This is a genomic window from Kribbella sp. VKM Ac-2569 (assembly GCF_004216905.1).
Taxonomy (GTDB): domain Bacteria; phylum Actinomycetota; class Actinomycetes; order Propionibacteriales; family Kribbellaceae; genus Kribbella.
Window position 1 is genome coordinate 740,831 of the sequence record NZ_SGXJ01000001.1, and the last position, 25,393, is coordinate 766,223.

Annotated in this window: 25 protein-coding genes; 6 read left to right on the plus strand and 19 right to left on the minus strand. The window is 68.1% G+C overall.

Annotated features, from left to right (window positions below; genetic code table 11):
• Positions 1 to 48 precede the first annotated feature (48 nt).
• Positions 49 to 354 carry a pyrophosphatase gene (locus EV649_RS03360; RefSeq protein WP_130380373.1) on the plus strand — a complete coding sequence of 102 codons (306 nt, stop codon included), beginning with the start codon at positions 49 to 51 and terminating at the stop codon, positions 352 to 354.
• On the opposite strand, the gene EV649_RS03365 is transcribed toward EV649_RS03360, so the two are convergent.
• From EV649_RS03365 to EV649_RS03385, 5 genes are read right to left on the minus strand one after another with little or no spacing between them, the layout of a single operon-like run.
• The gene (locus tag EV649_RS03365) at positions 342 to 914 is read right to left on the minus strand and encodes a DUF1700 domain-containing protein (RefSeq protein WP_130380375.1); all 573 of its coding nucleotides are present in this window, start codon (positions 912 to 914) and stop codon (positions 342 to 344) included. The two genes, EV649_RS03360 and EV649_RS03365, sit on opposite strands and share 13 nt — an antisense overlap.
• Positions 911 to 1,252 carry a PadR family transcriptional regulator gene (locus tag EV649_RS03370; protein WP_130380377.1) on the minus strand — a complete coding sequence of 114 codons (342 nt, stop codon included), beginning with the start codon at positions 1,250 to 1,252 and terminating at the stop codon, positions 911 to 913. Before EV649_RS03370 ends, EV649_RS03365 begins: the two co-directional genes overlap by 4 nt.
• A gap of 51 nt (positions 1,253 to 1,303) precedes the next feature.
• Positions 1,304 to 2,848, minus strand: a complete 1,545-nt coding sequence (locus tag EV649_RS03375; RefSeq protein WP_130380379.1) for a DUF6297 family protein — start codon at positions 2,846 to 2,848, stop codon at positions 1,304 to 1,306.
• Positions 2,845 to 3,489: an ABC transporter ATP-binding protein gene (locus tag EV649_RS03380; RefSeq protein ID WP_130380381.1), complete on the minus strand. Its 645-nt coding sequence runs from the start codon at positions 3,487 to 3,489 to the stop codon at positions 2,845 to 2,847. The genes EV649_RS03375 and EV649_RS03380 overlap by 4 nt, the downstream gene beginning before the upstream one ends.
• Before the next feature lie 10 nt (positions 3,490 to 3,499).
• Positions 3,500 to 4,135, minus strand: coding sequence for a class I SAM-dependent methyltransferase (locus tag EV649_RS03385; RefSeq protein WP_130380383.1), 636 nt, complete (start codon positions 4,133 to 4,135; stop codon positions 3,500 to 3,502).
• Positions 4,136 to 4,231: 96 nt separating this feature from the next.
• Between EV649_RS03385 and EV649_RS03390 the strand changes: the two genes are divergently transcribed.
• Positions 4,232 to 5,215: a carbohydrate kinase family protein gene (locus EV649_RS03390; RefSeq protein WP_130380385.1), complete on the plus strand. Its 984-nt coding sequence runs from the start codon at positions 4,232 to 4,234 to the stop codon at positions 5,213 to 5,215.
• Positions 5,216 to 5,226: 11 nt separating this feature from the next.
• Here the strand turns inward: EV649_RS03390 and EV649_RS03395 are convergent, their stop codons facing one another.
• The 9 genes from EV649_RS03395 to EV649_RS03435 are packed head-to-tail and all read right to left on the minus strand — an operon-like array spanning position 5,227 to position 14,823.
• The gene (locus tag EV649_RS03395; protein WP_130380387.1) at positions 5,227 to 5,688 is read right to left on the minus strand and encodes a hypothetical protein; all 462 of its coding nucleotides are present in this window, start codon (positions 5,686 to 5,688) and stop codon (positions 5,227 to 5,229) included.
• 53 nt (positions 5,689 to 5,741) lie between these two features.
• Entirely contained in the window at positions 5,742 to 6,422 is a 681-nt protein-coding gene (locus tag EV649_RS03400; RefSeq protein WP_130380389.1) for a GntR family transcriptional regulator, read from the minus strand.
• Between the two features lie 43 nt (positions 6,423 to 6,465).
• Entirely contained in the window at positions 6,466 to 7,743 is a 1,278-nt protein-coding gene (locus EV649_RS03405; RefSeq protein WP_130380391.1) for an alpha/beta fold hydrolase, read from the minus strand.
• Positions 7,740 to 8,564, minus strand: a complete 825-nt coding sequence (locus EV649_RS03410; protein WP_198682282.1) for an ATP-binding cassette domain-containing protein — start codon at positions 8,562 to 8,564, stop codon at positions 7,740 to 7,742. Before EV649_RS03410 ends, EV649_RS03405 begins: the two co-directional genes overlap by 4 nt.
• Complete coding sequence (locus EV649_RS03415; protein ID WP_130380393.1) at positions 8,561 to 9,364, minus strand: ABC transporter ATP-binding protein; 804 nt, start codon at positions 9,362 to 9,364, stop codon at positions 8,561 to 8,563. The genes EV649_RS03410 and EV649_RS03415 overlap by 4 nt, the downstream gene beginning before the upstream one ends.
• Entirely contained in the window at positions 9,361 to 10,344 is a 984-nt protein-coding gene (locus tag EV649_RS03420; RefSeq protein ID WP_130380395.1) for an ABC transporter permease, read from the minus strand. Before EV649_RS03420 ends, EV649_RS03415 begins: the two co-directional genes overlap by 4 nt.
• Positions 10,341 to 11,288, minus strand: coding sequence for an ABC transporter permease (locus EV649_RS03425; RefSeq protein ID WP_130380397.1), 948 nt, complete (start codon positions 11,286 to 11,288; stop codon positions 10,341 to 10,343). Before EV649_RS03425 ends, EV649_RS03420 begins: the two co-directional genes overlap by 4 nt.
• Positions 11,285 to 12,979 carry an ABC transporter substrate-binding protein gene (locus tag EV649_RS03430; RefSeq protein ID WP_241997687.1) on the minus strand — a complete coding sequence of 565 codons (1,695 nt, stop codon included), beginning with the start codon at positions 12,977 to 12,979 and terminating at the stop codon, positions 11,285 to 11,287. The genes EV649_RS03425 and EV649_RS03430 overlap by 4 nt, the downstream gene beginning before the upstream one ends.
• A complete protein-coding gene (locus EV649_RS03435) occupies positions 12,979 to 14,823 on the minus strand; it encodes a beta-L-arabinofuranosidase domain-containing protein (protein WP_130380399.1) in 1,845 nt (614 codons plus the stop codon). The genes EV649_RS03430 and EV649_RS03435 overlap by 1 nt, the downstream gene beginning before the upstream one ends.
• Positions 14,824 to 14,941: 118 nt before the next feature.
• Between EV649_RS03435 and EV649_RS03440 the strand changes: the two genes are divergently transcribed.
• A complete protein-coding gene (locus EV649_RS03440) occupies positions 14,942 to 15,574 on the plus strand; it encodes a hypothetical protein (protein ID WP_130380401.1) in 633 nt (210 codons plus the stop codon).
• A gap of 1 nt (position 15,575) precedes the next feature.
• On the opposite strand, the gene EV649_RS03445 is transcribed toward EV649_RS03440, so the two are convergent.
• Both EV649_RS03445 and EV649_RS03450 read right to left on the minus strand, forming a co-directional pair.
• Positions 15,576 to 18,098, minus strand: coding sequence for a polynucleotide kinase-phosphatase (locus EV649_RS03445; protein ID WP_130380403.1), 2,523 nt, complete (start codon positions 18,096 to 18,098; stop codon positions 15,576 to 15,578).
• Positions 18,095 to 19,495 (minus strand): 3' terminal RNA ribose 2'-O-methyltransferase Hen1, encoded by a 1,401-nt coding sequence (locus tag EV649_RS03450; protein ID WP_130380405.1) that lies wholly within the window; start codon positions 19,493 to 19,495, stop codon positions 18,095 to 18,097. The genes EV649_RS03445 and EV649_RS03450 overlap by 4 nt, the downstream gene beginning before the upstream one ends.
• A 218-nt stretch (positions 19,496 to 19,713) precedes the next feature.
• Here EV649_RS03450 and EV649_RS03455 point away from each other — a divergent pair, with 218 nt between their 5' ends.
• On the plus strand, positions 19,714 to 20,037 hold the full coding sequence (locus tag EV649_RS03455) for a hypothetical protein (protein ID WP_130380407.1): 324 nt from the start codon (positions 19,714 to 19,716) through the stop codon (positions 20,035 to 20,037).
• A gap of 23 nt (positions 20,038 to 20,060) precedes the next feature.
• On the opposite strand, the gene folE is transcribed toward EV649_RS03455, so the two are convergent.
• Positions 20,061 to 20,672, minus strand: coding sequence for a GTP cyclohydrolase I FolE (gene folE / locus EV649_RS03460; protein ID WP_130380409.1), 612 nt, complete (start codon positions 20,670 to 20,672; stop codon positions 20,061 to 20,063).
• Between the two features lie 81 nt (positions 20,673 to 20,753).
• Here folE and EV649_RS03465 point away from each other — a divergent pair, with 81 nt between their 5' ends.
• Entirely contained in the window at positions 20,754 to 21,425 is a 672-nt protein-coding gene (locus EV649_RS03465; protein ID WP_130383503.1) for a helix-turn-helix domain-containing protein, read from the plus strand.
• A gap of 9 nt (positions 21,426 to 21,434) precedes the next feature.
• The gene (gene ybaK / locus EV649_RS03470) at positions 21,435 to 21,920 is read left to right on the plus strand and encodes a Cys-tRNA(Pro) deacylase (protein WP_130380411.1); all 486 of its coding nucleotides are present in this window, start codon (positions 21,435 to 21,437) and stop codon (positions 21,918 to 21,920) included.
• On the opposite strand, the gene EV649_RS03475 is transcribed toward ybaK, so the two are convergent.
• Both EV649_RS03475 and EV649_RS03480 read right to left on the minus strand, forming a co-directional pair.
• Positions 21,907 to 23,232 carry a glycoside hydrolase family 32 protein gene (locus tag EV649_RS03475; RefSeq protein ID WP_198682284.1) on the minus strand — a complete coding sequence of 442 codons (1,326 nt, stop codon included), beginning with the start codon at positions 23,230 to 23,232 and terminating at the stop codon, positions 21,907 to 21,909. The two genes, ybaK and EV649_RS03475, sit on opposite strands and share 14 nt — an antisense overlap.
• A 23-nt stretch (positions 23,233 to 23,255) precedes the next feature.
• On the minus strand, positions 23,256 to 25,361 hold the full coding sequence (locus EV649_RS03480; RefSeq protein ID WP_130380415.1) for a phospholipase C, phosphocholine-specific: 2,106 nt from the start codon (positions 25,359 to 25,361) through the stop codon (positions 23,256 to 23,258).
• Between the last annotated feature and the right edge of the window lie 32 nt (positions 25,362 to 25,393).

Consider the following 25,393-nt stretch of genomic DNA (forward strand, 5'->3'; position numbering starts at 1 on the left):
TGGACCGATGGATCGGCGATTGTCGGTGCGAGCTGATTGGGTAGGTTCGTGGATCTCGAAGAGCTGACAGCGCGGTTGGAGAAGATCTCGGTCGGGTACGGCGAGCGACTGGGCTTCGACCGCGACCCGGACTGGTTCCTGCTGAAACTCCAGGAGGAGGTCGGCGAACTCACGCAGGCCTATCTCCAGCACACCGGCCGCGCGCGAGCCAAGGGCGCGACACCGGACGACATCCGCGCCACGTTCCACCAGGAGTTCGCCGACGTACTCTGCCAGCTTCTGCTCTTCGCTCGCCGGCACCAGGTCGACCTCCCGGCAGAGGTCGACCGAAAGTGGCTTCGCTACGAGGCCTGACCGGCCGGCTGCACCTTGGCGGGCGCCTTCGCCGCCAGCACCATGCCGACCAGCAGGGCGACTCCGATCAGGGTGTCAACTGTGATGCTCAGCGCCCACGGCGGCTGGATGGTGGCCTCCATCCCGAGCAGGACGGCGTACGCGAGCGGCCAGTTGAGTGTGCCGAGGAGCTTCCACGCGACGGTCCAGCGGTTCGACGACCACAGCATCCCGATGCCGATCACGTAGGCGATCATCGGCACCCAGATGCTCGGCAGATAGGGACCGAGGAACACCAGCGCGAGGGCGACCATGTCGCTCGGGCGCAGCTTCGGTGGGACCTCCACCAGGACCAGACCCTCGGTGGCCGCGGCAACGATCTCTTGCGGGTCGCCGAGGCGCTGCAGGATCTGCCGGATCTCGCTCTCCGAGGAGGCACCGGCCGCGCGCTCCTCGGCGATGTGCGCCTTCATGTCGTCGATCAGCTCGGTCCGGCGCGCTGCCGGCAACGCCTCGGCTGCCTTCGCCAGCTCTTTCAGGTACGCGTCGACCAGCCGGTCGTTGTCCTGCTCCACGTTCATCCCCGTCTCCCATTCTCAAGGATCGCGTCGACCGAGGCGCAGAACCGTTGCCAGTCCGCGGTGAATGCAGCCAGCGCCTGGCCGCCCTCGGCCGTCGATGTGTAGTACCGCCGCGGCGGTCCGGACTCGGACTCGCGCCAGCTCGTCTCCACCAGGCCTTCCCGTCGTAGCCGGGCCAGCAGTGGGTAGATCGTCCCCTCGGTGGTCACCAGACCGTCGACCTCGCCCAGCGCCTTCACCAACTCGAAACCGTAACGAGGCTCTCCCTGCAACAGCGCGAGGACGCAGAACTCCAGCGTCCCGCGGCGCAGCTGGGTGAAGACCTTCTCCGCTACCATGCGACACAAGGTACCTGTCCGCACCAAGAACCTGCAACCACCACTGACCGGTCAGGCAGTCTTGGGGCGGACCGCGAACATCAGCATCAGGACGACGGACGGGATCACGACGACCCAGAGGCTGCTGAGGTTGAACAGGACCGGCGCCAGGCACAGGACCAGGAGGTCGAAGCCGCGGGCCGGCTGGGAGAACAGGCCGGGCGGGATCGCGCCCATCGGGGACGTGACCAGCGGTCCGGCGTACGACGGCGGCCGCGCGGACGCCTGCCGGACAGTACCGGAGATGACGGCGGCGGCCACGGCGAAGCTGGAGGTCGCGCTGCCGACCGCGGGATAGGCGCAGGCCGCCCAGACGATCGTGAACAGGCCGGGGACGACGGCCATCACCACCCGCAACTCGCGGAGGTCCCAGCCGAGCGCACGCACCAGGCCGGTCGAGCGGCACGCGGTGCGGAGCCCGTCGAGCATCGGCCGTACGGCGATGAAGCCGGCGATCGCGGCCGCTATCGGTACGAGGACGTGGAAGCCGGCGCCGTGGACCGCATACGGGACGACGAGCAGCCCGAACGCGACCGCGATCCGGCGCGGCCAGCGCAGGATCCGGTGGAACTCGCGATGCACGATCGCGGCCCCGTCCGCACCCCGACCGCGGCGGGAACGCACCCGCCCTTTCAGCCGCCAGTGCCGCCCGGCGATCACGTCACCAAGCATGCTGACATCAAGACTGCTGGCCGCCCCCGCGAGACCAGCCAGCAGTTCGCCCCCGGCAATCACACTGATCCGCCCGAGCCGATCAAGCGTCCGCGAGGCTAGCACCGCCAACACCACACCAACCACAACCGCCATCGCGCACAACAGCAGCAAGTACAGCTGACCGGAAGTCAGCCCGCCTGCATCACGAACGGTGAATGTCGAGGTGATGATGTGGTTGGTGAAGCGGTCCTCGCCTGGGCGGAAGGCCAGGAACACTGCCGGGATCACGGCAGCCGCCAGCAGCACGTCCGAAACCCTCAAGGCCCACTTGGAACGACGTGTGGTCTGCTGGGCCCAGACGGTCGCGACTGCGGCGCAAACGAGCAAGGCGCCGATCAGTACGGCGGCCTCGATCACGTCGAACCACGGCTCGCCGAGCAGGGCCCAGATGACTGCACCCGCGACGACGCCGATCACCGCGACCGAGGCGATCACCAAGCGGTACGCCGGTCGCAGCAAGGAAGCTCGGTTCACCGGAGTCGCCAGCAACCAGAACCCGGTCGCCCGCGACGCCGACACCGGGCCTACCGCGAGCAGCACCCGGATCGTGGTTGCCAGCAGCAACGGCATGACGATCCACGGCAACCACGACGTCAGCTGTCCGCACGTCCACGACGTACAGGTCGCCGCGTTCGAGTTCAGATGCCGTACGACGTTCCCGCCCGTCGCCCCGACCATCGCCAGGGTGAACAGGACCAGGTACACGTCCTCGAAGATCTCCCAGAACGACCGGTCCGCGTGCTGCCGCCGCGTCGTGCGCATCCACGACCGCAGCGCCCGCGACGACGGGATCGTCCCGAAGTCCGATGGATCGAACCGCACCGGCCCGTCGGCAGCGCTCATGGGAGCGGAGTGAGGGTGACGACGGAGTCCGCGACCGTCTCGACCAGGGCCGGGTCGTGGCTCGCGAAGAGGATCGCCGTACCAGACTTCTTCTCCTCGAGGAGGCGGTCGGACAGCCACTGCACGCCGCCGGTGTCGAGGCGGGCCTCAGGCTCGTCGAGGACCATCAGCTTGCGCGGGCGGACCAGCGCCGTCGCCAGCGCGAGCCTGCGGCGCTGGCCGGACGACAGCGAGCCCGGCAGCTGATCGGCAGCCGGCAGCAGACCGATGTCGTGCAGCGTCGTGTCCACCAGGTCTTCCGGCGACGAGTTGCCGTGCGCGCGGGCGAGCAGGTCGAGATGCTCGGCCGCGGTCAGGTCCGGGAAGAAGTCCAGGTCGTCGAGCAGGGTGGCGACGTCCCGGCGTACCGCCTCGGCGCGCTCGTCGATCGGCAGACCGTCGAGCAGGATCTTCCCGGCCGCCGGCTCGGCCGCGCCGACGATGCACTTCAGCACGGTCGTCTTGCCCGCGCCGTTCGGCCCGACCAGGGCGATCGCCTGGCCGGCCCGCAACGTGAACGTGAGGCCCTCGATCACGGGACGGTCGCCGTACTTGTGCTGCAGATCCGTCACCGCCAGCCGAGGCGCCGCCTTCTTGCTCATTTCGCGCGGCTCACTTCTTCCGGACCAGGGTCAGCCCGTCGCCGATCCCGAGCATGATCACGTCGACGCGGTCGTCCTTGGCGACGTGCGCGTTGAACTCCTTGCGGTCCGCCGGGCCGTCCGCGTCCACCACCCGGCCGCCGGCCAGCGTGTTGTCGAACAGCAGCAGCCCGTTCGGCCGGATCAGCGGCAGCACCGCCTCGAAGTACTGGATGTACCAGCCCTTGTCGGCGTCGACGAAGGCCAGGTCGAACTCGCCGTCGAGCTTCGTCACCGACTCGTGCGCGTCGCCGATCCGCAGGTCGATCTTGCCCGCGACCCCGGCCCGCTCCCAGTACCTGCGGCCGATCGAGGTCCAGTCCGCGTCGACGTCCAGGCAGATCAGCTCGCCGTCGTCGGGCAGCCCGCGGGAGATCGCCAGCGCGGAGAAGCCGGTGAAGGTGCCGATCTCGACCGCCCGGCGGGCGCCGATCAGACGGGTCAGCGTGGTCAGCAGACCGGCCTGGTCCGCGGTGGTCAGCATCCCCGCGGCGCTGCCGAGCTTCTCGGTCTCGGCGCGCAATTCGGTCGCGATCTCGTCCAGCGGCATGCCGTGGGCGAGCATGTAGTCGTGCAGTTCCTCGGTCACCGGTACCTGATGGCCCATGGAAATTCACCCCTCCGTGTATTAGATCGGTCGCCTGTAGTCTCTATGGGTTGTTCGTTGGACTGACACCCACCCCACCTCGAGGGAGCACCCCGTATGCGCATCGCCGTCGCCGGATCGATCGCGACCGACATCCTGATGACGTTCCCGGGCCGGTTCAAGGACCAGTTCCTCGAGGAACAGATGCACAAGGTCTCCCTCTCGTTCCTGGTCGACGAGCTGGTCGTCCACCGCGGCGGCGTCGGCGCCAACATCTGCTACGGCATGGCCCAGCTCGGGTTCCCGTCGCTGCTCGTCGGCTCGGTCGGCGCCGACTTCGTCGAGTACGGCGCGGCGCTGACAGCGGCCGGCGTGGACATCTCGCACGTCCGCGTCTGCGCGAACGTACACACTGCCCGGTTCACCTGTACGACGGACCTGGACGCGAACCAGATCGCCTCGTTCTACACCGGAGCGATGGCCGAGGCGCGTGAGCTCGACCTGGGCGCGATCCATCAGGCCGCGGGCGGTGTCGACCTGGTGCTGATCGGCGCCGACGACCCGGAAGCGATGCTCAAGCACACCCAGCTGGCCAAGCAGCACGGCATCGCGGTCGCGGCCGACCCGTCGCAGCAGATGGCGCGGATGGACGGTGCCGACATCCGCACGCTCGTCGACGGCGCGGCGTACCTGTTCAGCAACGAGTACGAGGCCGGGCTGATGGTGCAGAAGACCGGCTGGAGCCACGACGAGATCCTCGAGCGGGTCGGCGTACGCGTCACGACCCACGGCGGCGACGGCGTCGTGATCGAGGACAGCAGCGGGATCCTCGCGAAGGTCCCGGCGGTGCCCGCGCCGAACCTGGTCGACCCGACCGGTGGCGGCGACGCCTTCCGGGCCGGCTACCTGACCGGCCGCGCCGCCGGACTCGACCACGAAGCGGCCGCCCACCTCGGCTGCACGCTGGCGACCACGGTGCTGGAGACGGTCGGCACCCAGGAGTACAGCCTGGACCACCCCACGTTCCTCGACCGGCTCACCAGCACGTACGGCGCCGACGCTGCCGCCACCGCGAAGCAGGCGCTGAGCGTGATCTCCTAGGTCCCCGTCTCCTAGGTAGAGGTGATCCGGTCGATCGTGAAGGTGGCCTGTTTGCTGTTCGCGATCCCGACCCGGATCCGGTAGCCGCCGATCGCCGCGGACTTCTTCGGCCCGAGCGTGACGTGCTTGTTGCCGACGTAGAAGGTGATGGCGGTCTTGTGCCGCTCGTACCCGACCATCTGCCCGCCGTTGCAGGTGAAGCCCTGGTCGGAAATGAAGATGTTGCTGCCCGAGAAGTTGAACCTGCCGTCCTTGAACGACCCGGTGCAGTCCGCCTCCGGCACAACCGGCTTGGGCTTCACCGTCGGCTTCGGCGTCGGCTTCGGAGTGGGCCGCGGGGTAGGCGTGACGATGGACGTCGGCGTACTGCTGACCGGCGTCGCCCCACCCTGCGACCAGTTCCCGGACTCACCGCTGCACCCGGCCAGCACCAGCGCCACACTCACCACGCCCAACCACCGCATCTGACCCATACCGCCAGCGTCCCAACGATCCGGGTGTCAGGGCGCAGAGTGGCCGCAACCTGTCACGACGACCGGGCCCACAGTCCTCGGACGTGGCCGATGTGGCGGCGCATCAGTTGCTCGGCGCCCTCGCCGTCGCCGGCCTCTACCAGGTCCAGCAGTTCGTGGTGTTCGGTGGCGGACGGGACCAGGCGGCCGCTCTCGACCAGTGGAGTGAGGCCGAGCAGGCGCGTCTGCGAGCGCAGGTCCGACACGACGTCGACGAGTTTCTGGTTGCCGGAGTACGCGAGCAGCGTCACGTGGAAGACCCGGTCGGCCTCGATGTACGCGATCAGGTCGCCGGCCTGGGCAGCCACCACGATGTCCTCGGCCAGCCGCCGCAACCGCGGGTAGTCCTTCGCCGGGATCGCGGGTACGACGTCCCGGATCGTCGGCGGCTCGATCAGCTGGCGGAGCGCCGCCAGGTTGTCGAGGTCCTCGTCGGACACGTCGGTGACCCGGAAGCCCTTGTTCCGCAACGAGATCACCAGGCCCTCGCGGACCAGGTCCAGCATCGCCTCGCGGACCGGCGTCGCGGAGACCCCGAACCGCGCGCCGAGCGTCGGCGCCGAGTACACCTCCCCCGGCTTCAGCTCGCCGGAGATCACCGCCGCCCGCAGGGCATTGGCGACGCTGTCGCGCAGGTTCTCGCGTTGCGCCAGCCGCCGTACGCTCGGCAGCGGCCCGATCGAATCGGCAGCCATGGTTCACCTCCTGGGGTCGCCGCCTATTGTGAAGCACCGGTCATCAGCGATGAGGGATGCCACCCCCGATGGAGGCGACCAGCTCGGTGAGCCGCTCGAAGACCCGCTGCGTGCTCAGCCCGTCGTGCTCGTACTCGTTCGTCACCCACGCCTGCACGTTGCCGACCCGGTGCGCGGTGTCCAGCTGCAACCCGGAGTCGACGTACATGTCGTCGAAATACACCGCAGCCGCCACCGGTACGTCGTTCGCGGCCAGCCGCTCGAGGTCGTACAGCTCCGGCCACCGCGGCCGCTGCGCCAGCACCTCGACCGCGCCCTGGAACGGCCGCAGCCCGCGGATCTCCTCGAACATCCAGGGGTACATCATCTCGCCGGTGAACAGCAGCGGCCGCGCGTCCTCGGCGAACTCGGGATGCCGCGCCCGCTCCGCCTCGGCCGCCCACCCGGTCGCCCCGTCACCGGATCCGTAGATGCTCTCCTGCAGCGCGGCGAACAGCGGTCCGCCGACGTACGACGACGCTCCCAGCACCTGGCCGAGGAAGCCGTCGGACAGTTCGTCGCCGTCGAAGGCCTCGTCGATCAGCCAGTGGATGCGCTCGTACCCGGGCTTCATCCCGAAGTCGATCCCGAGCGACTGCAACCGCCGTACCGTCAGCCGATCGCCGTCCGGCAGCAGTACTTCGGACTCTGCCAGCCGGTCCGCGATCCGGCCGATCCGCTCCTCGTTGTGCGGGTACCGCCGGTAGAACTCCCGGTTCTTGGCCGCCACCCGCGGATAGGTCCGCCGGTACACCTCGGCCGCCGACGGGTCGATCGACGCGAGCCCACCGGTCACGTAGCACGCGGTCAAGGCATCCGGCGCCTTGGACAAGTAGGTGAGCGTGAGGAAACCGCCGTAGCTCTGGCCGAGTGTCGACCAGCGGCGGCCGCCGAAGACCTTGTTCCGCAGCTGCTCGGCGTCCGAGATGATCGAGCCCGCCCGGAAACACGCCAGGTAGTCGGCGCCTTCCTCGGCCGACATCGACGCCATCCGCCGCCCGCTGACCGGCGTACTCCGGCCCGTGCCGCGCTGGTCCATCAACACGACCCGGTAGTTCTTCAGCGCGTGCTCGATCCACCCCGACACCCCGGTCGGTCGCGGGCCCTTCCCACCGGGTCCGCCCTGCAGGAACAGCAGGCACGGCAGGTCCTCGTCCTTCCGCGTCGGATCGATCAGCTCCCGCGCGAACACGGTGATCGACTCGCCCGGGTCGGACCAGTCCAGCGGCACCGAAACCTCGTGCTCACGAACATGCATCCCCGGAATCGTGTAGCTCGTCATGAAGCCTTCTTCCCCCTGCGTCTGGCGTCCCATTCCGGGTTGATCCGCGGTACGGCGGCCAGCAGCGTCTTCGTGTACTCGTCCTGAGGATCCCCGAACACCTGGTCCCGTGTCCCCACCTCGACGATTCTGCCTCGGTTCATTACCGCGACCCGCTGTGAGATCTGCCGTACGACGGCCAGGTCGTGCGCGATGAAGACGTAGCTGAACCCGCTCTCCCGCTGCAGCCGCATCAGCAGCTCCAGCACCTGCGCCTGGATCGACACGTCGAGCGCCGACACCGCCTCGTCGCAGATCACCAGCTTCGGGTTCACCGCGAGCGCCCGGGCGATCCCGATCCGCTGCGCCTGGCCGCCGGAGAACTGCGCCGGGTACCGCCGGCAATGGTCCGGGTTCAGCCCGACCCGCTCCATGAGCTCCTGCGTGAACGCCCGCCGCCCGCCCTTCGGCGTGATCCCCTGGTACGTCAGCGGCGCAGTGACGATCCCCTCCACCGTGTACCGCGGGTTCAGCGACGAAAACGGATCCTGGAACACCACCTGCACGTTATTCCTGAACGACGCCAGTTCCTTGCCCCTGGCCCTCGTCACGTCCTGCCCGTCGAACACGACCGCCCCGGCGGTCGGCTCGAGCAACCGGGCCGCGATCCGCGCGGTCGTGGACTTGCCACTGCCCGACTCCCCCACGATCGCGAGCGTCTCACCGAGCTCCACCTCGAAGCTCACGTCGTCGACCGCCGTGAACACCGACTTGCGAGCCATCGTCCCTTCGCCCCTGGTGACGAACTCCTTCGTCACCCCGCGCACCTCAAGCAAAGTCACAGTGCCACCTCGTCATCGATCCGCGGTACGGCGTCCAGCAGCATCCGCGTGTACTCGTGCCGCGGATCCGAGAACACCTGCTCCGCGGTCCCGTACTCGACCGGATCACCCGACTGCATCACCAGCACCCGCTGGGCGATCGAGCTGATCACCGCGAGATCGTGGGTGATGAACATCATCCCGGTCCCGGTCGTGGACTGCAGCTCGCTGAGCAGCTCCAGGATCTGCGCTTGCACGGTCACGTCCAGCGCGGTCGTCGGCTCGTCCGCGATCAGCAACGACGGCGAACAGCACAACGCCATCGCGATCATCACGCGCTGCCGCATACCGCCGGAGAACTGGTGTGGGTAGTGGTCGACCCGGCGCGCCGCATCCGGGATGTGCACTCGCTCCAGCGCCTCGATCGCGACCCGCCGGGCGGCCCGTCGCGTTCCACCGCGATGCGTCCGGTACATCTCCTCGATCTGCAAACCGACGGTGTAATAGGGATTCAGCGACGACAACGGGTCCTGGAACACCATCGAGATCGCGTTGCCACGCACGGATTTCAGGTCGCGATCCGAGCGCCCTAGCAACTCGGCACCGTCCAGCCGGACGCTGCCCGACGTACGGGCGCCACGTGGCAGCAGCCCGAGTACGGCGAGGGCGGTCATCGACTTGCCCGACCCGGACTCGCCGACGATCCCGACCGTCTCGTCCCGGCCGACCGTGAACGACACGTTCTTCACCACGTCGACCGGTCCGCGGCTCGTCGGCAATGTGACAGTCAGATTGTCGACAACGAACAATTCGTCACTCATGACGACACCACCCGTACCCGCGGATCGAGGGCCGTGTACAGCAGGTCCACCACGACGTTGCCGATGACAACAAAGAAGGCGGCGAGCAGGGTGACCGCCATGATCACCGGCTGGTCGTTCTTGGCGATCGAGTCGGCGGCCATCTTGCCGATCCCGTTCAGTCCGAACACGGTCTCGGTGATCAGCGCGCCGCCGAGCAGGCCGGCGAAATCCATCCCGAAGATCGTGGTGATCGGCGTCAGCGCGGGCCGCAACGCGTGCCGGCGCATGATCAGCGCGCCGCTCAGTCCCTTGGCCCGCGCGGTCCGGTAGTAGTTCTCGGCCAGCGTGTCGATGACATTGCTCCGGGTCAGCCGTGCGTACAGACACGCGTAGCCGACGGCGAGCACGACCCACGGCATCAGGTACGACTCGAGCCACAGCAGCGGGTCGTCCGCGAACGGCACCGCCGACGGGAACGGCAGCAGTTGCAGCTTTACGACGAGCACGTACTGCAGCACCAACGCGAGCACGTAGTTCGGCACGCTCACACCGCCGAGCGCAAGGCCCATCGCAGACCGGTCCCACCACGTGCCCTGCTTGACCGCGCTGACCAGACCACCGATCACGCCGACGAGCAGCCACAGTACGGCGGCACCCACAGCGACCGTGATGCTCACTGGCAGCCGCGCGGTGATCATGCTCCACACCGACTCGTTGGTCTGGAAGCTGTACCCGAGACACGGCGCCGAGCAGTGCACCGAGCCGTAGTCGCGGCCCGCGAAGATCCCACTCAGGAAGTCCCAGAACTGCGTGAGGAGCGGCTGGTTGAGCCCGAGCACGTCACGGATCGAGTCGATGCGCTCCGGCGTACATGTCTTGCCGCAGATCATCACCGCGGGATCCGGTGAGAGCTTGAAGAAGATCAGGTACGTGAACAGGCAAACGGCCAGCAGGATCAGGACGACGCCCCCAAGGCGGCCGAGGACATAGCGCATCATGCGGCTTCTCCTTGGTCGATGAGGGTTCGGATCTTGTCGCCGAGGACGGTCAGGGAGAGCACGGTGAGGAACAGGAACAGGCCGGGGATCGCGAAGAACATCGGGTCCACCGAGTACCAGCTCACCGAGCTCGAAATCATCTGGCCCCAGGAAGCGGTCGGCGGCGAGACACCGACGCCGAGGAAGGACAGGCCCGCCTCGGTGCCGATGTAGCCGGGGATCGCGAGCGTCGTCATCACGACGATCGAGCCGCGCAGGTTCGGCAGGATCTCCCGGAACACCACCTGCGAGTCCTTCGCCCCGGACGCCCGCGCCGCCTCGACGAACTCGCGGTTCGCCAGCGTCATCGTCTGGCCGCGGATCACCCGCGCCAGGTACGGCCAGCCGAACGCACTGATCACCACGACCAGCAGCACCGGCCGGTTACCCGACGGCAGCGACGACAGGATCGCGATCATGAAGATCAGCGCCGGGAACGCCATCAGGAAGTCCATCAGCCGGGAGATCACCTGGTCGACCCAGCCGCGGTAGAACCCGGCGAGCATGCCGAGCACGACGCCGAGGATCCCGGTCAGCAGGGTCGCCGAGAGCGAGATCGTGATCGACACGCGCGCGCCGTACACGATCCGCGCGAACAGGTCGCGGCCGTTCTGCGGCTCGACGCCGAACCAGTGCGAGCCGCTGATCCCGCCGAGCGAACCGTGCGGTACGCCGCCGAGGTCGGAGTTGATCGCGGCCGAGTCGAACTGGTACGGCCCCCAGCCGCTGAGCTTGGTGATCAGCGGCGCGGCGACCGCCATCAGGACCACGATCGCCAGGAACACCAGGCACGCGAGCGCGCCCTTGTCCCTGGTGACCGCGGTGAGGATCCGCCGGCCCGAGGTGGGCGGTGCCGACGACGGCACCACCTCCTCGACTTCGGCAAGGGTCGGACTTGTTGTCACTTGCTGCTGTCCTTGAGTCCGACCGACACCAGGTCGATGCCGCCCGAGAACCCGTCGTGCAGGTAGGCGCCACCAATGTTGCTACCGACAAGCATCAGGACCTTCTCGTACAGCAGCGGGACGACCGGCGCCAGCGCCATGATCTGCTTGTCCAGTTCGCCGTACGCCGCATTCGCAGCCTTCACATCGGTCAGCTTGGCGATCTCGTCGATCTTCGCGTTCACGCCCGGGTCGTTCAGCTGCGCCAGGTTGCTGTTGCCCTTCGGGGTGATGTTGCGGCCGTCGAACAGCGGCGGCAGGAAGGTCGCGCCGGACGGCCAGTCCGGGCACCAGCCGGTGATCGCCGCGTCGTGCTGCTGCGACGTCGTACCGATGACCTCGTAGTACGTCGCGGTGTCGATGGTGTTGATCTTCACGGTGATCTTCAGCGGCTCGAGCGCCTGCTGGATCGCGACCGCCATCGCCTGCATCTTCGGTTGCGCGCGAGTGTCGAGCGTCATGGTGAAGCCATTGGCGAAGCCGGCCTCGGTGAGCAGCTTGCGGGCGCCGTCGACGTCACCCTTGTGGTCCGGGCTCGGGTACGGGTCGTAGTCCACCCGGCCGGCAATGGTCGGCGGCTGGATGCTGGTGGCGATCTCCGCGAGGGTCGATCCGCCGACCGCGTCGCGGACGGTCTGCTTGTTGACCGCGAGGTTGATCGCCTGCCGCACCTTCACGTTGTCGAGCGGCTTCTTCGTGGAGTTCAGCCCCATGTACGTCGTACAGCCGCCGAGACCGCTCATCGTGCGCTCCTTGAGCTGCGGCGTCTGGATGCGCGCGACCGAAGCGGCCTGGATGGTGCCGGCGATCGCGTCGGCGTCGGTGCCCTGGCCGGCGATCATCCGCTCGTCGATCGTCGCCGGGTCGAGGCCGAAGGTCCACTGGAACGCGTCCGGGTTGGCCGTCCGCACGTCGTCGGTCTTCTTGTCCCACTTGTCGTTGCGGACCACCTTGAGCGACGCGCCCGGCTTGTTCTCGGAGACCTTGTACGGCCCGGACGCGATCGGCTTGCTGTCCAGCGAGTTGCCCGCGCCCTGTCCCTTCGGCACCGGCGTGAAGGTGTTCTGCGCGACTACGCTGCCGAAGTCGGCGTACGGCTTCTTCAGGTGGAACACGATCGTCTTGGCGTCCGGCGTCACGATCGTCGGCAGGTCACCCGACTTGTAGGGCCCTTGGTACGACGCGGGCGCGGCGATCAACTGCTTCGCGTACGGCGAGCCGATGCCGATCTCCGGATCCCAGGCACGCGAGACACCCCACTTCACGTCGGCACTCGTGATCGGCGCACCGGTCTCGAAGAACAGGCCGTCCTTCAGCGTGAACGTCCAGGTCTTGCCGCCGTCGGAAGGCTTGCCCGTGTCGGTCGCGAGGTCCGGCACGATCTTGGTGCCGTCGGCCCCCGGCGCGGCGCCCTGGGTGGTGAGCGTGCGGTAGATCAGCCGGTAGAAGTTGTTGACGCCACCGTCGAAACCGCGGGCCGGGTCGAGGTGCGAGAACGCTGCGTTCGCGAGCACCTGAAGCGTGCCGCCCTGCGCGGCCTTGGCGCCGGGGCCGGCGGATTCACCTTTAGCGCCGGAACTGTTGCCGCCGCACGCGGTCAGCGCGAGCGCCGCCGATGCCACGAGCCCCACCAGCATGGAAGTTCTCTTCATCAGTCTTCTCTTTCCGTTCGCAGCCATACACGCATGGCCAGGGCCTGACGGTTTCCCCAGAGGAAGTACGGCACGAACGTCACCGGTACCTCGTCGATGGCGGATCCTGGGGTCTGTTCGGTGAGCACGGGATAGAGCTCGGGAGGCGGCGCCGGCGCGATACCGGCGGTCAGTTCCAGCACGAGATGGTCGTCCTGGCGGCGCGCGATCGCCTTGGTCACGGCGGTCGGCGTGAGCAGCAGGTCGTCGACCGGTGCCGCGGAATCTTGTTGCTCGACGCAATAGACCAGCGGTCCGCGGGCGACGGCGATCGCGCCTCGGGTCGCATCGAGGTACGGGTGCGATCCGTGCGCTCTCGGTGCCATCGGCAACGTCAGCCGCAGTACGTCGCCACGCTTGAAGTTTCGGGTTGTCACGGCCCAGCCGGCGTCTACGGACTGTCCGTCGAGCTGCGCATCCGAAGCCCATCGCGGGATGCGGAGGGCGATCGCTCGCTCCTCCGCCGGTGCGTCCTCGACGGTCAGCGTGATCTCGCCGTCCCACGGGTAGTTGGTGGTGACGGTGACGGTGAGATCCTCGGTGGTGACGCGGGCGTCCGCGTAGATGCCGACGTACAACGTGTCGTCGCGGTGGAGCGCGACGTGGTCCTGGAGTTCGGACATCCAGCGGATGATGTTCGGCGGGCAGCACGGGCAGCCGAACCAGGACCGGCGGAGAAGTTCGCCGCCGTCCTCGGCGCCGGAGCGCTGCTCGTGGTCCGGGCGGCGCTGCAGCGGGTTGTCGTAGAAGAACGCCGTACCGTCGGCCGAAAGCCCTACGGCGTAAGCGTTGTAGAGCACGGTCTCGTACACGTCGAGGTACGACGCCTTGCCGGTGGCGCGGAACATCCGCCAGGCCCACTGCATCGTCGCGATCGCCGCGCATGTCTCGGCGTACGCCCGCTCGGACGGCAGCTCGTACCGGTCGCCGATCGCCTCGTCGGAGTGCCGGCTGCCGAGCCCACCGGTGAGGTACAGCTTGGTCGCGACCATGTCGTCCCACAGCCGCTCCAGCGCTGCCAGCAGCGTCGGGTCGCCGGTCTCCAGGTGTACGTCAGCCGCACCCGCCGCGAGGTACGCCATCCGTACGGCGTGACCGGTGACGGACGGCAACTCGCGGAACGGCACGTGGTCCTGGAAGTACTCCCCCGGGAAGATCGTGTGCTTGAGCTTCCCCCGACCACGCCGGTCGACGAACAGCCGGGCCTGCGTGAGGTAGTCCTCGTCGCCGGTTTCACGATAAAGCTCGACGAGCGCCATCTCGACCTCGGGATGCCCGTCGACAACCTCCTCGCCGTGGTCGCCGTACTTCTCGACGACGAGATCCGCGAACCGCCGGGCGATTGTCAACAATCTTCCATCGGACAATCGGCGCCGCGCTGCGACGGCCGCCTGGATGAGGTGGCCGAGGTTGTACAGCTCGTGACCCCAGCCGAGGTCGGACCAGGGCTGCTTGGGCTGGTCCGGGTCCTGGAAGTACGAGTTCAGGTAGCCGTCGTCGGCCTGCGCCTGCTCGAGCAGTTCGACGACCTCGTCGTAGAACTCCCGCGCACCGGCCGGCGCGTCGTCGCGATCGACCTCGTAGGCGAGGCCCTCCAGCGTCTTGTAGAGATCGGTGTCCAGGAACGGGTACCGCCCGCGGTACGGCCCGACCGACGGGTCGGCCAGCCGCCGGAGGTTCTCCAGGTTCCCGGCCTTGCGCAGCTCCGTGATCGCGTGCGGGATCGTCGCCTGCCGGTTCCGCTGCTGCCAGTCGTGCAGCAGTCCACCGGTCAGCTCCACGCTCAGCTCTGTACCGTGTGACATTGCACAGACCTTAAGTGCAATGTCACACCTTGCCAACCCCCAACCACAGACGTTTACACACCGGAAACGATCCGACCGGTCAGCATGCGATGGCCCTCCGCAGCGAGATCGTGTTCCGGTGACCGCCCAGCGCCTCGATCTCCGCCGTCCGCCGACCAGGCCCGCCGCCGGCAATCTCTTCCGCGTCACGGCCGCCGTGAGCTTCCTCAGCATTCCCCTGCTCTGGGTCGCCTACTTGGTCGTCCCGCCTGAGGAGATCCCTTGCCAGGACCACGCCTGCCCGCCGTCGGTCGACGTGGTCAGACGTACGGTCGAACCGTGGGTGGTCGTCGTCGCGGCCGCGGGCGCCGAGCTCGTCGTGATCGCCTGTTATCTCGTCCTGGCCGCGGCGCGCGGGACCCTCGACCTACGCACCGGTCTGCGATGGTCACCTACAGCGGTCGCCATCGTGGCGCTCTCCGTCGGCAGCTTCGGCTGGCTGATGGACAACGGCGCAGGGCTCAGCTTCGACGCCGCAGAACTCACCTTCTTGCTCTTGCTGGCCGCCTGGCTGCTCACGCCGCTGGTCCTGTACGCCGTGCATCGGGGCGACCGGCGCGCCGTGCTCCCCGTCGTGGTCGGCCTCGCCCCAACCGCCCTCGGCAACGCGGTCCTGATCGCGAACGACCCGCTCGTCGCGCCCATGGGGCTGCCCGCGATCATGCTCGTGGTCGGCGTGATCACCGTCCTCGTCGTTCGCCGGCGGCGGTGAGTCAGAGGCGCGGGTCGATCGGTTCGGATTCGAGGGCCAGTACGGCGAAGACGCATTCGTGGATGCGCCACAGCGGTTCGCCGCGGGCTGCGCGGTCGAGGGACTCCAGGCCGAGGGCGTACTCGCGGAGGGCCAACGAGCGTTTGTGGCCGAGGTTGCGGTCGCGGAGGCGGGTGAAGTTCTCGGGCTCGGTGTAGTCGGGGCCGTAGATGAGCCGCAGGTACTCCTGCCCGCGCACCTTCAACCCCGGCTGGGCGAGACCCTTCGCCGTGCGAGTCAGGTTCGCGGCAGGCTTCACCACCATGCCCTCTCCCCCGGCCCCGGTCAGCTCCTCCCACCACGCGACCCCGGCGTCCCAGTTGTCCGCATCCACGAACAGCCGCCGTGTCTGCGTGACCAAGTCCGGGCCCGCGGCAACCATCCGGTCCGAGATACCGAGGTGCCAAGCATGCGGTCGTTCCTGATACGTCGTCCCTTCGGACGCAAGCACCTGGAACGGCGCGACCCGCACCCCGTCGAGCCCGTCGGTCGGCCAGCAGTACCGTCGGTACGCCGCGGTGAACCGCTCCGCATTCGCCGTACGCCGCTCGGCCGACGCCAGCAGATCGCCGACGTCCAGGCCGGCCGCCTGGGCAGACCGTAGCGCAGCGGTTGCTGCGGGCAACGACGTACGAGCGGCCGCTCCGACGGCGGCGTACTGGTTCCGGAGCAGGTCCTCGGCCTTCGCGCTCCACGGCAACAGTTCGGCGTCGAGCAGCAGCCAGGACGTGTCGAGTTCATCGAAGACACCAGCATCGGAGGCGACCGCACGCAGGCGGAGCAGCAGCTCGTCGGTGAGTTCCGCGTCGAAGAACGACCGTCCGGTGCGAGTGTGGATCGCGCCGCGGCCGGCCAGACCGAACCGCTTCTCGGCCACGTCGTCGTCCCGCGTCAGCAGCACGACCGCCCGCGAACCCATGTGCTTCTCCTCGCACACCAGCTCGGTGACACCCTGGCCCCGGAACGTCTCGAACGCCTGCCGCGGGTGCTCCAGCAGCCCCGGCTCCGGCGAGGTCGCGACCGGGCTCATCGTCGGCGGCAGGTACAGCAGGAAGCGCGGATCGATCGCGAACCGGCTCATCACCTCCAGCGCCGAGCCGGCCTGCTCGGCCCGGATGCTCAGCCGCCCGTGGGCAGCGGTCTCGATCACCCGGCGACCGGTCACGTCGGTCAGCTCGAGTACGTCGGGCTCGCGCGGCGGCGCCGTTGCCACATGCAACGGTTTCGCCGGCGCGTAGTACTCCTCGGCCGCCTCCACCGCCACGAGTTCCCGCTCCGGGTAGCGCAGCGCGGTCAGCGATCCGCCGAAGACGCAGCCCGTATCGAGGCAGATCGTGTTGTTGATCCACTCCGGCTCGGGCGTCGGAGTGTGGCCGTAGACGACCATCGCGCGACCCCGGTAGTCGTTCGCCCACGGGTAGCGCACCGGCAGCCCGAATTCGTCGGTCTCCCCCGTCGTCTCGCCGTACAGGCAGAACGAGCGGACGCGGCCCGACGTACGACCGTGCATCCGTTCGACGAGGCCGGCGTGCGACACGACCAGCTTGCCGTCGTCGAACACGTAGTGCGAGATCAGCCCGTCGATGAATGCCGCGACCTCATCGCGGAACTCCGAAGGCTCAGCGGCCAACTGCTCGAGCGTCGTCTCGAGGCCGTGGCTGATCTTCACGTTCTTGCCCCGCAGCGCACGCAGCAGCTTGTCCTCGTGGTTGCCAGGGACGCAGTAAGCGTTGCCGGCCGCAACCATTCCCATCACGAGCCGGAGTACGCCGGGAGAGTCGGGACCGCGGTCGACGAGGTCACCGACGAAGATCGCCCGCCGGTCCTGGTGTACGGCGTCGACCGGCCGTCCGGCGTCGTCGCGTGTCAGCGTGTAGCCGAGGTCGGTGAGCAGCCGCTCGAGTTCGGGACGGCACCCGTGCACGTCGCCGATGATGTCGAACGGGCCGTGACGGTCGGTCAGATCGTTGTACAGCCGCGTCCGTTCGATGCTGACGGCATCGATCTCCTCGACGCTTTCCAGCACGTGAACCGTCCGGAAGCCTTCACGCTTCAGGCTGCGCAGGCCGCGCTTCAACTGCGAGCGCTGCCGCGTGATCACCTTCGACCCGAACTGCCGGTCCGATCGCTGCTCGTTCCGCTCGACGCACACACGCTCCGGCGGGTCGAGCACGATCGCGACCGGGAGTACGTCGTACTCGCGGGCCAGATTCACGAGCTCCTTGCGGGCCTCCGGCTGCACGTTGGTGGCGTCGATCACCGTCAACCGCCCGGCGGCCAGCCGCTTCCCGGCGATGAAGTTGAGAACCTCGAAGGCGTCCTTCGTCGCGGCTTGGTCGTTCTCGTCGTCCGAGACGAGCCCGCGGCAGAAGTCGCTCGAGATCACCTCGGTGGCCAGGAAGTGCTGACGCGCGAACGTCGACTTGCCGGAGCCGCTGGCACCGACCAGCACGATCAGGGAGAGAGCTGGTACGTCGATCTTCATCGAGCCTCCTCCCGGCGGAACAGCGCGAGCTGCGTCGGCGGTCCCACCTCAGGGTCGTCGGCGCCGACGGGCCGGAACTGCACGGTGTAGCCGAAGCGGTCTGCGATCTGCTGGGACCAGGTCCGGAACTCCGCGCGGGTCCACTCGAAGCGGTGGTCCGGGTGGCGGAATTTGCCGGCCGGGAGGGACGGGAAGCGCACGTTGTACTCGCTGCTCGGGGTGGTGACGACGACCGCGGCAGGGCGTGCCGCACGGAAGACCGAGTCCGCCAGAGCCGGCAGCCGTGGCGGGTCGACGTGCTCGACGACCTCCATCAGCACGACGGCGTCGAGCCCGGCGAGCCGCTCGTCGGCGTATGTGACCGACGACTGCAGGAACTTCAGCCGGTCCCGCTGGCGATCCGGCAGGTCGTCGTAGTGCAGCCGCCGCTTGGCCCTGATCAGCGCCCGCGCCGACACGTCGGTCGCGATCAGCTCGCCGATCATCGGGTCCTTCAGCAGTTCGCCGACCAGCGCGCCCTCACCACATCCGATGTCCGCGATCCGCCGTGCACCGAGCTCCCGCAGTACGTCGGCCACCGTCGTACGCCGTTCGACGGCCAGCGACACCGAGCCCTCGTCCGACGTCTCCTCCGCGAGCTCGAGCCCGTCCGCCTCGGCCAGCCGTTCGAGGACGGCGTCGGCCAGGTAGCGCCGGTGCGCGAGGTAGCGGTGCGAGATCAGGTCCTTCTCGGGATGCGCGGCCAGCCAGCCCTCGCCGGCGCGGACGAGTTTGTCCACCTCGTCCGATCCGACCCAGTAGTGCTTGGCGTCATCGAGGACCGGGAGCATCACATACAAGTGCTTGAGTGCATCGGCCAGCCGCAGTACGCCGGTCAGCCGCAGGTCGACGTACCGCGAGTCACCCCAGGCCGGGATCTCCGGGTCGAGCGGCACGGGGCGGGCGTCGACGGTCCAGCCGAGCGGCGCGAAGAACCGCTCCGTGAGGTCGGCGCCGCCGTTGCACGGGAGCGCCGGGACGTGGACCTCGAGCGGGATCGGGCGCACGGCGAGGTCCGGGTGGGCGTCGCAGCGGCCGTTCATCGCCGTACGGAAGAGCTTTCCGAGCGCGACGGCGAGCAGGCTGGAGGCGGCGTACGGGCGGTCGTTGACGTACTGGCCGAGCGTGAAGCCTTCGGCCGCCTTGCCGCGGCCGGCCTTCACCAGGCCGATCGGGTCGATCTCGAGCAGCACCGCCGCCGTACAACGCTCGGCGGTCGCCTCCGGGTAGAAGACGTGGGCCGATCCTCCGGTGACGTCGATCGCCTGCGGACGGGCCGGGTTCTTGTGCAACAGGAACCCGAAATCACTCGCGGGCGCGTCTACTCCGGCCAGATCGGTACCAATCGTCAGGAACACCGTGGTATTCGATCACGGGTCGAGGATTGAGACACGCGGATTCAGGTCTGGCGTGTTCGGGGGGTTTGGTTCTAGCTTGTTTTGAGAAGATGAGTCGCTACAGACCGTCCTTCCCCGCTGACAGTCGGTACATGTCCCCGGTTTGTGGCGAGAGCCCAACTACGCCGCTACGGGGAAAGGATCATGGCAGCTCTTACACGCCACACGGGGTGTCGCCGGTGAAGCCCCAGACGTTCGAACTCGTTCGTTACACCGACATCAGTGGGGTTTCCGGAACCGGCGTCGTCGCCGAAGGTTGTGTCTTCACCGACGGCTCGGTCGCCCTGCGCTGGCACGGCGCGAACCCGTCGACGGCCGTCTGGCCGGACCTGGACTCCATCCTCGCCGTTCACGGCCACTGCGGCGCCACCGTCGTGCGCTGGCTGGACGTCTCCGAGATGGAACCAGTACCGGGCACCGACCTCCTGCCCGGCGAGCTCACGCACATCCTGGCCACCGGTCGCCGCACCCACCACCACCCGTCGGCCGCCGCGTCGGCCTAACTGAAAACTTCGTCTGGCTGCCCTTACGGGGTGAGGCCGGTCAGCGCGAAGAACTCCTGCCGCGAACTGGGGTTGCCACGCAGGATCCCGTGCAGCGAGGACGTGACCGTCCGCGAGCCTGCCGCACGGACGCCGCGCAACGACATGCACTGATGCTCGGCCTCGATCACCACGCCGACCCCCTTCGGGTCGAGGTGATCCTGGAGCCAGTCGGCGACCTGCTTCGTCAGCCGCTCCTGCACCTGGAAGTCGCGCGCGAACAGCTCCACCACCCGGGCCAGCTTCGAGAGCCCGAGGATGCGGTCGCCGGGCAGATACCCGACATGGGCGACGCCCTGGAACGGCAGCAGGTGGTGCTCGCACAGCGACTGCACCGGGATGTCCTTGGCCAGGACGAGCTCGTCGTACCCCTCGTCGTTCGGGAAGGTGGTCAGCTCGAACTCCCGCGGCGTCAGCATCTCCGCGTACGCGTTCGCGACCCGGCGCGGGGTGTCCGCCAGGTGCGCGCTCTGCGGGTCCCGCCCGAGCGCGGTCAGCAGGTCCGCGACCGCCCGCTCCGCGGCGGGCATATCGATCTCCGCCCGGCGCGCGACGATATGGAGGGGCACGGACTCGAGGTCGGCCGAGATCGCCATCTGCACACTCCCTGAGGTATCAACGAACTGACATCATACTGTTTGACCAACCGAAGTTGTCGATAGAATCATTCCGTGGACATGTCCTGGGACGCCGCCGTACAGGCGGTCGCCGTACTCGAGGAGCCGACCCGTCGCCGGCTCTACGAGTACGTCGTCGGGCAGCCCGGCCCCGTGAGTCGGGACGACGCGGCTAGTGCACTCGGGCTGCCGCGGACCACGGTCGCGTTCCACCTCGACAAGCTCACCGAAGAGGGTCTGCTCGACACCTGCTACGAGCGCCGCACCGGCCGCACCGGCCCGGGCGCGGGACGGCCCGCGAAGCTGTACCACCGCTCCGACCGCGAGATCGAGATCACCCTTCCCGAACGCCAGTACGCCGTCGCCGGCCACCTCCTCGCCACTGCCATCCAGGACGCCGAAACCACCGACCTCACCCCCCGCGAGGCAGTCAACCGCCGAGCCCACGAGTACGGCGAGGCCCTAGGCCGAGCCGCTCGGGACCGCGGTGAGGGAGACCCGTTGGTCGAGGTGCTCGAGGCGCATGGGTTCGAGCCGCGGCCTGAGGAGGACGGGATCGCTTTGGCCAACTGCCCGTTCCGGCGACTCGCGAAGGACCACCCGCAACTGGTCTGCAGCATGAACCTGCACCTCGTCGCCGGCCTCCTCACCAGCCTCGACTCCCCACTCGAAGCCGAACTCGCCCCCACCCCGGGCCACTGCTGCGTCCGGATCACCAACAGTTCTCACTAAGCTCTCCCCGTGGCGAAGAAGCAGAGTCAGGGAACACCCGCGACCGTTGTGCTGACGAAGGCGAAGGTCGAGTTCACGACGCATGCGTACGAGCACGACCCGGCGGCGAAGTCGTTCGGGCTGGAGGCCGCCGAGGCGCTCGGGCTGGCGCCGGAGCAGGTGTTCAAGACGCTGCTCGTCGAGGTCGACGGGAAGCTCACGGTCGGCGTCGTACCGGTCGGCAAGCAGCTCGACCTGAAGGCGATCGCGGCCGCGGCCGGCGGGAAGAAGGCGGTGATGGCCGACCCGGCCGCCGCCGAGCGCACCACCGGGTACGTCGTCGGCGGCATCAGCCCGATCGGCCAGAAGCGCGCCCTGCCCACGGTCGTCGACAGCACCGCCACCGACCACCCGACCGTCTACGTGTCGGGCGGCCGGCGCGGCCTCGACATCGGCCTGTCCCCCGCGGACCTGATCACCGTCACCAAGGCACGCACCGCGGCTATCGCCAGATAGACCTGAGCCGATGGATGGTGAGCGTGTCGAGGTGTATCCGACCCTCGGCGACGAGCTCTGGCTCAGCTGAACGAATGTTGTAGCTCTGATAGACCGCGCCGTCATTACCGAACACATCTAGCTGATCGCGGTCGACGAGTAGCTGCAGCTTGATCTTCCCGTCGACCGTCCGCAGCTTGGCGCCGTCCAGGGTCTCCTGCTCAGCGTCGTACACCACCTCGCGACCGACTCTCAGACTGAACTTCCTCGCCTCTCGGACGTCGACGGTCGCCTCGAGCTCGTAGGTAGTCCCAGCTGGAAGCTGCTGTACGTCGTCTTCAACTGTCAGGCTCTCCCAGGTCCGCGTGCTTTCGCGCAGAGTTGCGAGCTCTGGGACCGGGGTGCTGAAGACGCGGAGGCCGTCGTCGGTGTGGTGCAGGGTGAAATCCACCGGGAAGGTTGCGTTGCCGGTCCAGATCGATCCCTTGTTCTCGCCCTGCCAGGCCATCGACACGACCCGGTCGTTCGGCAGGTTCGAGAAGTTGAGTGCCGCGTAGTATCCGCTGCCGGCGTACGTGTCGGTCTGATTGATCTTCTGCGGTCCGGTCCAGTCGGTGTGAAACGCCGTACCGTCCCACTCGCCGATCTGATACTCACCGCTCCCGCCGTGCAGGAGCCAGCGGTATCCGCCGTCGATCGGCATCCGGATCATGTTCGGGCACTCGAACAACCAGTCCGCTCGGTACCGCGACGCGAACGTCCAGTCGAGCAGGTTGGTGGACGTGTAGAAGTTGACGCCGTTGCCGCCCTCGTCCGACCACACAACCATGCCCCAGTGCTTCGACACCGGATCCCAGAACACCTTCGGGTCGCGGCTCGTGCCGCCGGGCGTCACGACCTTCTTCCCGTCGGCGTACGTCGTGAACGTGTTGCCGCCGTCCAGGCTGTAGAAGACCGTGACGCCGTTCGTGCCGGAGTAGACGACGATCGGGTCGTCGTCGCCGTTCTTCAGACCGCTCGCGTTCTCGGTGTCGACCACGCCGCCGCCCGACCACAGGTCGCCAGGATGGACGTGCGGGTCGAGAGCGATCGGTTGTTGCGTCCAGTGCACGAGGTCGGTGCTGGTCGCGTGGCCCCAGTGCATGGTGTCCCAGACCAGGCTGAACGGATTGTGCTGGTAGTAGAGGTGATACACGCCGCGGTAGTACAGCGGCGCGTTCACGTCGTTCATCCAGCCGCCGCGGGTACTGAAGTGGAACTGACCCCGGTTGTCCTCCTGGTAGTTCGTCGCCGGGTACGGAAAATCCCTCGGTACGTCGGTGTGTGCGCTCACCATTACAACGATGACATAGCGCTTCAGCCGGTGATGCTCGGCTTGCCCGTTTCCAAGTGGCCGGAGAGGCGACGGCGGTATGTCGGGTCGTCGGGGGTCGTGGCCTCGACGTCGTACCAGCCGCTGTCGGTCGGCCAGAAGATCGGGCGGGACTGCTTGCCGCGGAGCTCGATCGTCGTGGTCTTGCTGCCGTAACCGCGAGCCTTCAGCTTCACGGTCAGCGGTTTCCTCGAGGCGTTGACCAGGTGCAACTGGAGAGCGCCGGCGCGGTTCTCGATGCGTACGTCGAGGCCCGCCGCAGGGCCGGAGGACGAACCGGCGACCTCCGCCCAGAACCGGTTCGGGCCCTGGACCGCGAGTTCGAACGGACCGTCGACGGGAATCGCGACCGCCGTCGGGGTATCCCCCGGAGTCTTGTCCGCGTGCGTGTGGTGGACGTCGAAGTGCGCCGGCGCCGGGAGTTCGCCCCCGTACGGATAGACGGTGAAGTGCGCCGACTGTGCGCCGTAGTTGCTGAGGGCAAGCATCAGCTTGCCGTCGGCCACTGATCCCGAAACCGCCGGCCCGTAAGGGAGTGCGCGGGCGGGGCGCCGGCCGGGTTCCTGCGCGGGGACAGCCTGGTCGGTGGGCGGTGCCGGGTGCCAGCGGTTGATGGGCGCCGGGACCGGGCCGGGCTTGTCGACAGACGGCTGCCGGTAGCTGCGGTCGAAGTCGAACGTCGACGTCAGGTCACCGCAGACCGTCCGCCGCCAGGAGCTGATGTTCGGTTCGCGGACGCCGGTCCAGAGTTCGAGGAACCGCAGTACCGAGGTGTGGTCGAAGACCTGCGAGTTCACGTGACCGCCGACCGTCCACGGTGACACCACGGTCATCGGGACGCGCGGGCCGAGCCCGATCGGCTTCCCGGCGTACCAGTCGTCGCCCTCGCCGGACGGCGGCCGCGGCGCGACCGGCGGCGGGACGTGGTCGAAGTACCCGTCGTTCTCGTCGAAGTTGATCAGCAGCACGGTCTTCGACCAGGTCTCCGGGTCGGAAGCGATCGCGTCGAGCACGTCGTAGATCAGGTTCGCGCTGCCGACCGGCGTGGACGAACCGGGGTGCTCGGAATCGACCGCGGAGGGGACCAGCCAGCTCACCTTCGGCAACGTGCCGGCCTTGATGTCGGCGCGCAGCCGTGGCACCAGCGACTCAGGCTCGGACCGGTACATCGCCTTGCGGAACAGCTCCTGCTCGTCAGCCGAGAGCTTCCCCACCGCCGCGTCGAGCTGCTGCAACGCGACAGTCCGCTCGGCCTCGGTCTTCGCGAACAACTTGTCGTAGAACTCCTCGGTCGTCCGGTAGCCGCCCGGTACGTTCTCGAGGATCCGGTGCCCGATCTCCTTGAAGGTCTTGAAGTACTCGACCGCGTTGTCGGTGAAGTTGTCCCACTCCTGGTAGATCTGCCAGGAGACATCGGCCTGCTCCAGCCGTTCCGGGTACGCCGTCCAGTCGTAGCCCTCGTGGTCATACGAGTACGCCGCGTTCGTCACCGCGCGCTGCGTCGTACCGGGCTCGTAGCCGACCGTGCCGGACCACAGGTAGTTGCGGTTCGGGTTGGTCGAACCGTTGACCGAGCAGTGGTACGCGTCGCAGATCGTGAACGTCTCGGCGAGCTCGTACTGCAGCGGGATGTCGCGGCGGTCGTAGTAGGTCATCGTGGCGGCCGTCTTGGCCTGCACCCAGTCGTCGTTCCAGCCGCCCGCCCAAGCCTGCGTGGCGTCGCCGTACCCGTGGGCCAGCGCGCCGAGGTACTGGATGTCGTCCGGGTTGCGGCCCGCGTCGGCGGCGGCCTTCCGGAGCGAGAACGGCAGCACCTCGCCACCGCCCGTCTTCGGCTGGTGGAAGATGCTCTTGCCGTTGCGCAGCCGCAGCGGCTGCCGGTCGCCGTACCCGCGGATTCCGCGCAGCGCGCCGTAGTAGTGGTCGAACGAGCGGTTCTCCTGCATCAGCACGATCACGTGCTCGATCGCGCGCAGACCACCACGCCTCACAGGTTGCGCCATCGCGGTGTGCAGTGACGGTGGAAGCAGCGAGACCGCTGCCCCACCCGCCACCGAACCGAGCACCAGACGCCGGGAGATCTCAGTCATGGTCCGGACCTTAGGGTCCGCCCGTAGCCGAA